Origin of the sequence: Marinobacter salinisoli (assembly GCF_017301335.1) — a bacterium.
In the GTDB taxonomy this organism is placed as follows: Bacteria; Pseudomonadota; Gammaproteobacteria; order Pseudomonadales; family Oleiphilaceae; genus Marinobacter; species Marinobacter salinisoli.
Genome location: NZ_CP071247.1, coordinates 846,117 through 858,379, shown reverse-complemented (window position 1 = coordinate 858,379; position 12,263 = coordinate 846,117). Strand labels below are relative to the sequence as shown.

The window sequence follows — 12,263 nt, the reverse complement described above, 5'->3', positions numbered from 1 at the left end:
GCTCCACAGAGAGGCTCCTTCGGGAGCCTCTCTGGTTTTGGCCCACAAGGAATCGCCATGACATCCTCATCAGACACCATTGCTGCCATCGCCACGGCACCGGGTCAGGCCGGTGTGGGTATCGTCCGGGTCTCGGGACCGGGTGCCGGCGACATCGCCCGTCGTATGCTCGGCTTCGAACCCCGGCCGCGCTATGCCCATTACGGGCCGTTTCTCGATGGCCAGGGGCAACTGATCGATGAGGGCATCGGGCTGTTTTTCCCCAACCCGCACTCGTTCACCGGTGAGGATGTGTTTGAACTGCAGGGCCACGGCGGCACGGTGATTCTGGACCTGCTGTTGCGTGAGGTATGCGATCAGGGCGCGCGGCTGGCCCGCCCGGGGGAATTTTCCGAGCGCGCCTTCCTGAACGACAAGCTGGATCTGGCCCAGGCTGAGGCGATCGCCGATCTGATCGAAAGCAGTTCCGAACAGGCCGCCCGCTGTGCGGTGCGCTCGATGCAGGGTGTGTTTTCCCAGCGGGTGAACGATCTGGTGGAGGCGGTCACGCATCTGCGCATCTATGTCGAAGCCGCCATTGATTTCCCCGAGGAAGAAATTGATTTCCTGGCCGATGGCAAAGTCGCGGCCGATCTGCAGGGCCTGCTTGAACGACTCGAAACCATTCTCGCCGAAGCCCAGCAGGGTACGATTCTGCGGGATGGCATGAAGGTGGTGATCGCCGGCCGGCCAAACGCCGGCAAGTCCAGCCTGCTCAATGCCCTGGCCGGCCGGGAGGCGGCCATTGTCACCGCCATTGAAGGCACCACCCGGGATGTTCTGCGCGAACATATCCACATCGATGGCATGCCTTTGCACATCATCGATACCGCCGGCCTGCGGGATAGCCCCGATGAGGTGGAGCGAATTGGTATCGAACGGGCCTGGGATGAAATCCGCCAGGCCGATCGGATCCTGTTGATGGTGGACGCCACCACCACCGCCGAAACCGAACCCCATGAAATCTGGCCGGACTTTATCGATCAGTTACCGGCCAATGCGCCGGTATCGGTGATCCGCAACAAGGTGGATCTGTCCCAGGAATCGGTCGGAATCAGTGCCGAGCCACACCAGGCCGCGCCAGTGATCCGGCTGTGTGCCAAATCCGCGCAAGGCCTGGATGTATTGCGCGACCACCTGAAACAGTGCATGGGCTTTGCCAGCACCACCGAAGGTGGCTTTCTGGCCCGTCGCCGGCATCTGGATGCGCTGGAGCGCGCCCGGGAGCTGCTGGTGCAGGGTCGGAATCAACTGGAAGGCTACGGAGCCGGGGAGCTGCTGGCCGAGGATCTGCGCGCCGCTCAGGACGCGCTGGGAGAAATTACCGGGCATCTGTCCCCGGACGACTTGCTTGGCAAGATCTTCTCCAGCTTCTGCATCGGCAAATAAGGCGGTTAATCAACCCCTGTAATAGTCTCTTTCTTCATGATTTTATTACGAAAAAATATAGATTTTCGGTGACCTGCCGTGGCCTGCTGGGCTAGAATCCCGCCCCACCACTTGTCCAGAGGAGAATGTACGTGCGTTACACGTCCTTGTTGCTGTCCCTCACGGCCTGTCTGATCCTTGCTCCCAAGCTGCAAGCCTCTGACAAGCTCTACCTGTACACCGAGAATTTCCCGCCCTACAACATGAGCGCAACGGGACGTGCCTTCGAGCACACCGGCGCGGACATTGATGGCCTGTGCACCGAAATGGTCAAGGCCATCCTGGAGCAAACCGATCTCGACTACGTGATCAAGCTGCGGAACTGGGACTACGGCTATAACCGGGCGCTGAGCAAGCGCAATCACGGTATCTTCTGCACCACCTACACCGAGGAACGGGCACCCCGCTTCAAATGGGTTGGTCCGCTGACCGTCAATCTGTGGACCATTTTTGCCCCCGCCGGCTCCGATTTCGAGATGGACAGCCTGGACGATGCCGAAGGCATGGTGTTCGGGGGCTATCACAACGACGTGATGACCGAATACCTGCTGGCACGAGGATTCAATGTCTCGGCGATCAACAGCGACGACCTGAACCCCAAGCGCCTGGAGTTAGGCCAGGTGGACCTGTGGATTGCCGATCGTCTGGCCGGCCCTTACTTTGCTTCGCAGCAGAACGTGGAGGGGCTGATTCCGGTCTATTCCTTTAACGATACCGAGTTGTTTCTGGCGCTCAACCCGGAAACCCCGGACGAGATTGTGGATAAGCTGAACGACGGACTGGAGCAAGTTCGCCAGTCCGGCATGTTCGAGGCCATAGAGACCAAATACGGGCTCTGACCGGCAGCGGCGCCGGATAACGTACCCCGAGACGTTTATCCGGTGCTGGCCAGTTCGTCCGGGGTCAGTCTCATCAAGCTGTCCGCCGGCGCCAGCATGCCGCTGGCGTGAGCCTGGGCCCGGGGCAGCAGCCTTTGGTAATAGAATTCTGCCGTGGCCAGTTTGGCCCGGTAGAAGGCTTCACTCTCGTCACCACCGGTGTCCAGTTTGCGTATTGCCACCGAAGCCTGCCGGGCCCAGATATAGGCCATGGTGACGTAACCGCTGTACATCAGGAAATCGTTGGCAGCGGCGCTGACCACGTCCCGATCCTTGCGCGCCGCCAGCAGGATGCGCATGGTCAGCAGGTTCCACTGCCCGCTGAGCTTGAGCAGCTCCAGCGCCATGGGGCGAAGCTGGCTGTTGCCCAGCTGCTTGCGGGCGAAATTGGCGATCTTCAGGGTGAACTCCCGGACCGCGCCGCCTCGGGTCATCAGCAACACCTTCCGGCCCAGCAGGTCCAGGGCCTGAATCCCGGTGGTGCCTTCGTACAGGGTGGCGATGCGGGTGTCCCGCACGATCTGTTCCATGCCATGCTCGCGGATGTAACCGTGGCCGCCGAACACCTGCATGCCCAGGTTCGCGGCTTCGTTACCCAGCTCGGTGAGGAAACCTTTCAGGATCGGGGTCAGGAAGCCCAGTTTGTCGTCGTACTTATCCACAGCCTCTTGGTCGCCCCGTACGTGGCCATCGACCATGTGATCGGCCAACCGGGCGGCGTAATACAGCATCGCCCGCCCGCCCTCGGCGATGGCTTTCTGGGTCATCAGCATACGCCGCACGTCGGCATGGTGAATCAACGCATCGGCCACCTGTTCCGGTTCCTTCTTGCCGGATAACGCCCGCATCGAACGTCGTTCCCGGGCGTAGTCCAGGGCCCATTGATAGGACAATTCCGTCGGACCCACACCCTGAAGGGCGGTGCCGATGCGGGCGGTGTTCATAAAGGTGAACATACACTCCAGACCCTGATTCTCCGGTCCGATCAGGTAACCCCTGGCATTATCGAAGTTCAGCACGCAGGTGGCGGAGGCCTTGATGCCCATTTTCTGTTCCAGTCCACCGCAGCTGACGGCGTTGCGTTCGCCGACTGCACCATCCGGGCCCGGCAGGAATTTCGGCACGATGAACAGGCTGATGCCGCGGGTGCCTTTCGGCGCCTCCGGCAGCCGGGCCAGCACTATGTGGACAATGTTTTCAGTCAGGTCGTGGTCGCCGGAGGAAATGAATATCTTGGTACCGGTGAGCAGGTAGCTGCCGTCGGCTTGCGGCTCGGCTTTGGTGCTCACCTGGCCCAGGTCGGTTCCGCACTGGGGTTCGGTGAGGCACATGGTGCCGCTCCAGCGACCGTCCACCAGCGGTGCCAGAAACGTCTGCTGTTGCTCATCGCTGCCATGCAGAAACAGGGTATTCATGGCACCCAGTGATAGCCCGGGGTACATCGAGAAGGACCAGTTGGCGGTGCCCATCATTTCCTGCTTGAACAGGCCCATGGAGGCGGGCAGGCCCTGGCCACCAAACTCCTCCGGTGCCGACAGCCCCTGCCAGCCGCCACTGGCGTATTGCTGATAGGCGTCCTTGAAGCCTTTCGGGGTTTTCACTTCGCCATCTTGCAGCCGGCAGCCTTCCTCATCCCCGGACTGATAAAGCGGACTGAGCACTTCTTCGCAAAACCGGCCACACTCATTAAGCACTGCCTCAACAATGTCCGGGGTGGCATTGGCGCCAGTGCTCAGGGTTTGGTAATGCCCGGGGTAGTCGAAGACTTCATTGAGCAGGAACTTCATGTCGCGCAGTGGTGCTTTGTAAGTGGGCATACCGGAAACCTCGCTCTACAGAATCTTGGGGAGGCGTCAGATTGGCGGCCTCCATTAGCGCAGGTTGTACGGGATTCCTCCCGGGCTGCCATTGACGAAAATCGCCCGGCCCCTTGTCAAAAGAGCGAATTGGCCGAAATGACGGATGCCGGCATAGCCGTGTTCAGGGTTGATCGACGCCCGCCTTCGGGGCGTATCAGTTGGCAGGTTACTTGCGTTTATCCACAGACCATTACGAGTGTAAAAGTCATGCAAATTCCGATTGATAGCGGCCAGCGAGCTGGCCCGATCCGCGCCCACTGGTTACTGTGTTGGATCTGGATACTGACCGGCTGTGCCGGGCCCTCACTGGAGGATTACCAGGCCCGGGAACCGGCCCTGATCCCGAATGAATTTTTTACCGGCGATTTATCCGCCCGTGGCGTGGTAAAGGATTTCTCCGGTGAGGTGATCCGCACGTTTGATGCCGACATCCGGGCGTCCTGGGCGGAGGATGGCACCGGCACTCTGGATGAGGTGTTCCGGTTTGATGATGGTGAAGTCCAGACCCGGGTCTGGACCCTGACCCCGGTCGAGCAAGGCTACCGGGCCACCGCCGGCGATGTGGTGGAACCCGGACTGATGCGCTGGCAGGGCAATGCCATTCACATGAATTACGTGCTTCAGGTAGCTTACGGCGATGGGTCGCTGGACGTGCGAATGGATGACTGGATGTATCTGGTCACTCCCGACACCCTGATCAACCAGACCACCATGAGCAAGTGGGGGATTGACGTGGGCGAGGTGGTGCTGGTGATCCAGAAGCGCCCATAACAACAGGGAAACCGACATACCTCTTATGTGGAAACAATGGCTGATTGCGCTGATTCTGGTAGTGGTGGCCTCTGGCGCCTTGGTGACCTACCGCATGCTGGCGACCGACCCCACCGCTGAACGCCAGCTGGAACGTCCGGCGCGGGTGGTAAACACCCGGTTGCCGGAATGGGACAGGGTTCGCGATTCGGTCAGGGCGGTGGGCAGCCTCAGAGCCCTGCGCGCGGTCGAGCTGACCGCGGAAGTCAGCGGTCGCCTGGTTGCCCTCAATCTGGTTCCGGGCGCGAAAGTCGCGCGCGGAGACCTGCTGGTGCAGCTGGATGATCGCCAGGCGAGGGCGGATCTCAGGGTGATCGAAGCTGGTCTGGCGGATGCCCGCCGTCAGCTGGACCGGGCCCGCAGCCTGCAGGCCAACAACAGTATTGCTCAATCCCAGGTGGATGCGCTGGGCACCACCGTGCGGGTGGCAGAGGCGGAACGCGAAGCGGCCCTGGTGCGCCTGGAAAACCACCGCATCAAGGCGCCGTTCGCCGGCGTGGTGGGCCTCAGTGATCTGTCCGTGGGTGCCTATGTACCGGCCGGAACGCCGCTGACCACGTTGGACGACATTGACCGGCTGGAGCTCAACTTCTCGATTCCGGAACGTTTTTTGTCCGACCTGCGCCCGGGCCTGCCGGTCAAGGGGCTGTCTCCGGCGTTCCCGGACATGATGTTTGCCGGCGAGCTGGTCAAGCTCGGTACCCGTGTGGACGCGCGCAGCCGGACGCTGCCGGTGCGGGCCCTGATCGATAATCCCGAGGCCCGGTTGCGCCCCGGCCAGTTCATGTCCGCCACCGTGACCTTGAGAGAGCGTCGGGCGCTGGTGATTCCAGAGCAGGCGGTGATGGTTCGCGGCGACCAACAGTACGTGTTTATCGCGGAGGATGGCCTGGCACGCCGGGTTTCGATTCGCACCGGCGCGCGCATGCCGGGCAAGGTCGAAGTCATCGAAGGTCTGGGACCGCAGGATGCGGTGGTGATCACCGGTCAGGACCGGCTCAGCAGCGGTGAACGCATCGAGGTGGTGGACGACACCAACGCCATACCGGACAACCGGTTTGCCGGTTCGCTGGAGTCCTGACTGTGGTGTTGTCGGACCTCTCCATCAAACGCCCGGTGTTTGCCACCGTGGTCAGCCTGCTGATTGTGGTGTTCGGCGTCGCCGCGTTGCTGGGACTGCCGGTGCGGGAATACCCCGACATTGACCCGCCGGTGGTGTCCATCGCCACCAATTACCCGGGGGCTGCGGCCGAGGTGGTGGACACCCAGATTACCCAGGTGATCGAAGGGGCGATCAGCAGTATCGAGGGCATCCGGTCCATCGAATCCTCCACCGAGCAGGGCGAATCCCGCACCAGCGTGGAGTTTTCCACAAGCCGGGATGTCGACATTGCCGCCAATGATGTCCGCGATGCCGTTGCCCGGGTGGCGGACGAGTTGCCCGATGAGGCCGATGCGCCCACCGTCAGCAAGGCCGATTCCGACGCCCGCCCGGTGCTCTGGGTCACCCTGCGCAGTGATGTCTGGGGCAGTGCCGAGCTCACTGATTTTGCCGACCGTGTGCTGGTCGACCGCCTGTCGGTGCTGGAAGGGGTGGCGGATGTCTTTATCGGTGGCGAGCGGCGCTATGCAATTCGGGTCTGGCTGGATCTGGAGCGCATGGCGGCCCGGGATATCACCGTTGCCGAGGTCGAGCAGGCCCTGCGCAGCAATAATGTGGAATTCCCGGCAGGGTCCGTGGATTCCGCCAACCGCAGGTTTACGGTGCGTGCCGATGGCCGGTTATCCACAGTGGCCGAATTCCGCGAGCTGGTACTGCGCCGGGACGAGGCAAGCCTGCTACGACTGGGTGATGTGGCCACTGTCGACATGGGGGTAGAATCTGACATCACCCGGTTACGGGCCGACGGTCAGACCGCTGTTGGCCTGGGCATCATTCGCCAGTCCAAGTCCAACATTGTCGCGGTGTCCGATGCCGTGCAGGCGGAAATCGACAGCATCCGCGACACCCTGCCGCCGGAAGTCACACTCACGCGCAGCTACGACGAATCCATCTTCATCCGGGCCTCAACCCGGGAAGTGCTCACCACGCTGGCCATTGCGGTGTCGCTGGTGGTACTGGTGATCTTCGTGTTCCTGCGCTCCTGGCGTGCCACCCTGATTCCGGCGGTGACCATTCCGGTGGCCGTGATCGGCGCGTTCATCGGGCTCGGATTCCTCGGCTTTTCCATCAACGTACTGACGCTGCTGGCGGTGATTCTGGCCATCGGCCTGGTGGTCGACGATGCCATCGTGATGCTGGAGAACATTCAGCGTCGCATCGATCAGGGCGAGCCGGCGTTGCTGGCGTCCTATCGGGGGGCCCGGCAGGTGGCCTTTGCCGTGGTGGCCACCACGCTCACCCTGGTGGCGGTGTTCGTGCCGATTTCCTTCATGGGTGGCAATGCTGGCCGATTGTTCGCGGAGTTCGGTTTCACCCTGGCCGCTGCGGTGGTGGTGTCGAGCCTGGTGGCGCTGACGCTGGCTCCGATGCTGTGCTCGAAGTGGCTGCGACACAGCCCGGAATCCGAGGAAGGGCATCGCCTGTGGGCCGCCAGTGAGCGCGTGTTCTCGGGCCTGACCCGTGGCTACGAGCGCCTGCTTGGCGCCTCACTGCGCCAGCCGGGACTGCTGATCGGACTGGGTTTGGTGGGTACGCTCGTGTCGGCGGTGGTTTACCCCCAACTGGCCCAGGAGCTGGCGCCGACCGAAGACCGGGGCATCATCATCCTGCCGGCCAGTGCGCCCCGGGGGGCCACCGTGGAATACACCGATCATTATGTGCGCCAGGTGGAACAGATTCTGATGCCCTACCTGGACAACGACGCGGCGGACCGCCTGCTGGCCATTGTCGGTTTTCGTGATGAAGAGGATAACGCCTTCCTGATCCTCGGGCTCAGCCCCTGGGAGCAGAGGCTGCAGAAGCAACAAAGCATCACCACCGAGCTGCGCGCCAGCCTCGCACAGGTGTCCGGCATCCGCACCGTGGCGGTAAACCCCTCTGGCCTTGGCCGGCGGGGCTTCGGCCAACCCCTGGAGTTTGTGGTTGCCGGCCCGGACTATGAATCGGTGCAGGCCTGGAGCAAGGATATCCTGGAGCGAGCCCGGGCCAACCCCAACCTGTTGAACCTGGATCGTGACTTTGAACTCACCAGCCCGGAACTGCGGGTGTCGATTGATCGGGAGCGGGCGGCGGATCTGGGAATCACCGTGCAGGACGTCGGCACCACGCTACAAACCTTGCTGGCGTCACGCAATGTCACCACCTACGTGGACCGGGGCCAGGAATACGAGGTGATCGTGCAGGCGGCCGATAATGATCGCGCCACCCCGGAGGATCTGGGGCAGATCTTCATGCGTACCGGGGACGAGGGCGAGCTGATTCCCCTGCAGGCTCTGGTGACGGTGCAGGAAGAGGGCACCAACCCGGACCTGAAACGCATCGACCGCCTGCCGGCGGTGGTGATCAGCGGCTCACTGGCCGAGGGTTACGATCTGGGATCGGCGGTTGATTACCTCAACACCCTGGCTGTGGATAACCTTCCGCCGGAAGCTCGGACCAGTTATCAGGGCCTGGCGCGAGAGTTCGAGGAGTCCTCGGCCGCCATCTACTTCACCTTCGGACTGGCCTTTGTGGTGGTGTTTCTGGTGCTGGCGGCCCAATTCGAAAGCTGGATTCACCCGCTGATCATCATGCTGTCGGTGCCGCTGGCGGTCACCGGGGCCTTACTGGCACTCTGGTTCTCTGGCATCAGCCTGAATATCTACAGCCAGATTGGCATCATCATGCTGCTTGGGCTGATGGCCAAGAACGGTATCCTGATCGTGGAGTTTGCCAACCAGTTGCGGGACCGGGGTTACGAGATCAAAGACGCCATCCTCAAAGGCGCCAGTCTGCGGTTCCGGCCGGTGCTGATGACCACCGTTTCCACCATCTTTGGTGCCGTCCCCCTGGTGCTGGCCACCGGTGCCGGCGCCGAAAGCCGGGCCTCCATCGGCATGGTGATTCTCGGCGGCCTGCTGTTTGCCACCACCTTGACGCTGTTCCTGATTCCGGTGCTGTACAGCTTGCTGGCCCGCTTCACGCGCCCGACCAACGCCATTGCCCGCGAGCTGGACCGGCAGGCCAGCGGTCCCGCCGGTGGCGCTGGCCGGTCCGCCACGCCGCAGGGCAGGGCGGAGGACTTTTGAGTCGGGTCAGAGGGTGGCGGGAAAGGTCATCTGGCCGGCGAAGAGTTCATCGGGGTGAATGTCCACACACATGACGCGATGGCCCTGCGGGTTGTCGATGGCTGTGGATAACGTCACGGTGCGCTTGGCGTCGGGCAGTGCGACGTAAGGACGGGAGCAGTTGATGCGCTCGGGGAAGGCTTGCGCGTTCTGGAAATATTCCCGGTGTTTCCAGCAGGCGCCGGCGGATTGATACAGCGGGTTGAATTGATGGTAACCAACGTCGTCACGGGCTCGGGCCAGACTGCCCTGTTGCACACCGCGGTGATCCAGCAAAAAGCAGCGCTGAATTCCGTCCAGCGCCAGTAAATTGTCCGAGACGCACGGCAAGCTCTCGCCCTGAACCAACCGGCGGCACGCCTTGCGTATAACCAACTGCAACTGGCGCAGGTAGTTTTCCCGGCTTTGCACATCCTCCAACGAGACTTTCCGGGACCTGTGGATAACGACTTCGAGCTCAGCCTCCGCCTGGCCCGCGAGCAGGTTCGATAAAGCGGATGGGCGGGCAAAGCAATATCCCTGCAGGAGATCGACTTCGGTCTCGATGGCGATCCGGGCCTGGTCATCACTTTCCACACCTTCGAGTAACACCAGACTGCCGCTCTCCCGAATCATTCGGATCAGGCTCTCCAGCAGGAGTCGGGCGCGACAGTTGTGTTCCGCGTTAACCAGCAGGCTCCGGTCCAGTTTGACGATCATCGGGTTGATGCGCCAAAGCCGTTCGAAGTTGGAGTCGCCCACGCCAAAATCGTCAATGGCGATGTTGAAGCCGAGCATTTTCGCGTTGTGGATAAAGGTCATCAGCGCCTGGTGATCGCCCGAGGCGGTTTCAATCAGCTCAAGCACCACCTGTTCCGGTTGGATACCCCGCAGCGTGCACCGCTCGGCCAACCGTTGCAGGGCATCTTCCGGATGTTCACAGGTACCCGGATTGATGTTCAGGAACAACCAGGCCGGATGCGAATGGACGCTGAAGTTATCCAGATGAAGATCCAGCAGGTGACGGTCCAGTTCCGGTGTCTGATTCAGCTGCGCTGCCCGCTCAAACAGGGCGACCGGTGACACCGTTTGATGATCCCGGGACACCCTGACCAGGGCTTCATAGCCCACGAGTTTCTGGTGGGTGGGGCTTAATATGGGCTGGTAAACCGACTTGAACTGGTGGCTGTGGATAAGTCGCTGGCTGTGGCCATGCTGGCAAAAGGCGTGGCGGTGGGTGCCAAGTCGGGCTAGGTTACTCATGGATGACAATCTCTGAACGTGCTCGCGGTTAAGGCTGTCCTTGATAAGTTGATGCAATCGCTGGCGCTTTCCGTAGCAGCCTAATTAATCGCGAAAATCGTGCCATCTCGCACACTTTGATGACGACCCGGTGTTTGCCCGCTTTGACCCGGCCACGGCAACGCGCAAATGTAGTGCGCAGCGGTGCTACATCGCGGGCTCGGTGCACCAAAAAGGATGTTTATGACAGCGCGCAGTCAGTTCCGGTTATTGGCAGAGCGGCGGTTTCTGCCCTTCTACCTGACCCAGTTCTCCGGGGCGTTCAACGACAACCTGTACAAGAACGCCCTGCTGTTGTTGATCACGTTCAGTACCGGTGGGTTGATGGGCCTGTCCGTGGATGTGGTGGTCAACCTGGCGGCGTTTCTGTTCATCCTGCCGTTTTTTCTGTTTTCCGGGATTGCCGGCCAGTTAGCGGACCATTACGAGAAATCCCGCATTATCCGCTGGGTCAAGCTGGTGGAAATCGTGATCATGGCGCTGGCAGCCCTCGGGCTCTGGTGGGGCTGGTATGAGTTGTTGTTGTTGCTGCTGTTTCTGATGGGGACCCAGTCAACGTTCTTCGGGCCGGTGAAATACGCCATTCTTCCACAGGTGCTGTCCGACGATGAGCTGGTTGGGGGCAACGGCCTGGTGAGCATGGGTACCTTTGTCGCCATCCTGCTGGGAACCATCGCCGCCGGGTTGATCATGGGGCTGGCTGCCTCCGATCGCGTCACGGCGATAGCCGTGGTGCTGATGGCGGTACTTGGTTATCTGGCGGCGCGCCGGGTTCCTCCCACCCATGACCGCCATGCGACCGTGGCGGTGCGGCTACGCCCGGTGGTGGAGACCTGGCGTCTGATGATGCTCGCCGCCCAGCGCCGGCCGGTTCTGCTGGCCATCCTCGCCATTTCCTGGTTCTGGTTTCTGGGCGCGGCGTACCTGACGCAGTTCCCGAACTTTTCCCGTGTTCACCTGCGTGGTGACGAGACCGTGGTTACGCTGCTGCTGGCTCTGTTCACCATTGGTATTGCGCTGGGCGCATCCCTGTGTGAGCGTCTGACCGGACATGCCATCTCCCTGAAACCGGTGCCCTGGGGCGCGCTGGGTCTGAGCGTGTTTGGTATCGATCTGTTTTTTGCGGTGCCGGGCGCTCCGCAACCGTCCACCTGGTTGACGATGTTGACTGATCCGGTCTATCTGCGGGTGTTGATGGACCTGGTGGGTGTGGGGGTTTGCGGGGGGCTGTTCATCGTGCCGCTCTATGCGTTTATCCAGCACGAAACGCCGGCCCGTCAGCGCGCCCGGATTATTGCCGCTCTGAATGTGATCAATGCGCTGTTCATGGTAAGCAGCGCCCTGATGGGCATGGTGGCTCTGGGCGGGTTGAAACTGTCGATCCCTGCATTTCTGCTGCTGCTTTCGCTGGCCAACCTGCTGGTTTTCCTGCTTGTGACCTACCTGCGTACTCAAGCGCCCATTACATCTGTGGATAAATAGTTGAACAACCTACGGATAACCTCTGGAGTAATTGTTTTTATTATATTAAAAACAATAATTTGACGATTTTTTACGTAGTTTTTGGAACCTTTTTTTCTGTGGATAACTTATTGAAAAAGTTTCTGAGGAGGCGAATACAAGGCCCTGAAAAAACATGAATTTCGGCATTTCCCTACGGTTAAAGGGCCTGCGAAGACCGTTTTTCCAGCCCGTTTCG

At 61.1% G+C, this 12,263-nt stretch carries 8 protein-coding genes; 6 read left to right on the top strand and 2 right to left on the bottom strand.

Annotated features, from left to right (window positions below; all coding sequences use genetic code 11):
* Positions 1–57: 57 nt before the first annotated feature.
* Both mnmE and LPB19_RS03860 read left to right on the top strand, forming a co-directional pair.
* Positions 58–1,428 (top strand): tRNA uridine-5-carboxymethylaminomethyl(34) synthesis GTPase MnmE, encoded by a 1,371-nt coding sequence (mnmE, locus tag LPB19_RS03865; protein ID WP_206644802.1) that lies wholly within the window; start codon positions 58–60, stop codon positions 1,426–1,428.
* Between the two features lie 131 nt (positions 1,429–1,559).
* Entirely contained in the window at positions 1,560–2,306 is a 747-nt protein-coding gene (locus LPB19_RS03860) for a substrate-binding periplasmic protein (protein WP_228289202.1), read from the top strand.
* 35 nt (positions 2,307–2,341) lie between these two features.
* On the opposite strand, the gene LPB19_RS03855 is transcribed toward LPB19_RS03860, so the two are convergent.
* Positions 2,342–4,162: an acyl-CoA dehydrogenase C-terminal domain-containing protein gene (locus tag LPB19_RS03855; RefSeq protein WP_206644800.1), complete on the bottom strand. Its 1,821-nt coding sequence runs from the start codon at positions 4,160–4,162 to the stop codon at positions 2,342–2,344.
* 321 nt (positions 4,163–4,483) lie between these two features.
* Between LPB19_RS03855 and LPB19_RS03850 the strand changes: the two genes are divergently transcribed.
* From LPB19_RS03850 to LPB19_RS03840, 3 genes are read left to right on the top strand one after another with little or no spacing between them, the layout of a single operon-like run.
* Entirely contained in the window at positions 4,484–4,975 is a 492-nt protein-coding gene (locus tag LPB19_RS03850) for a DUF3833 domain-containing protein (protein WP_407943949.1), read from the top strand.
* Positions 4,976–5,000: 25 nt separating this feature from the next.
* Positions 5,001–6,095: an efflux RND transporter periplasmic adaptor subunit gene (locus LPB19_RS03845; protein WP_206644798.1), complete on the top strand. Its 1,095-nt coding sequence runs from the start codon at positions 5,001–5,003 to the stop codon at positions 6,093–6,095.
* A gap of 2 nt (positions 6,096–6,097) precedes the next feature.
* Positions 6,098–9,244 (top strand): efflux RND transporter permease subunit, encoded by a 3,147-nt coding sequence (locus tag LPB19_RS03840; RefSeq protein ID WP_206644797.1) that lies wholly within the window; start codon positions 6,098–6,100, stop codon positions 9,242–9,244.
* Between the two features lie 6 nt (positions 9,245–9,250).
* Here the strand turns inward: LPB19_RS03840 and LPB19_RS03835 are convergent, their stop codons facing one another.
* Entirely contained in the window at positions 9,251–10,525 is a 1,275-nt protein-coding gene (locus tag LPB19_RS03835; RefSeq protein WP_206644796.1) for an EAL domain-containing protein, read from the bottom strand.
* Between the two features lie 222 nt (positions 10,526–10,747).
* On the opposite strand from LPB19_RS03835, the gene LPB19_RS03830 reads away from it, so the two are divergent.
* Positions 10,748–12,046 carry an MFS transporter gene (locus LPB19_RS03830; protein ID WP_206644795.1) on the top strand — a complete coding sequence of 433 codons (1,299 nt, stop codon included), beginning with the start codon at positions 10,748–10,750 and terminating at the stop codon, positions 12,044–12,046.
* The last annotated feature ends 217 nt before the right edge of the window (positions 12,047–12,263 follow it).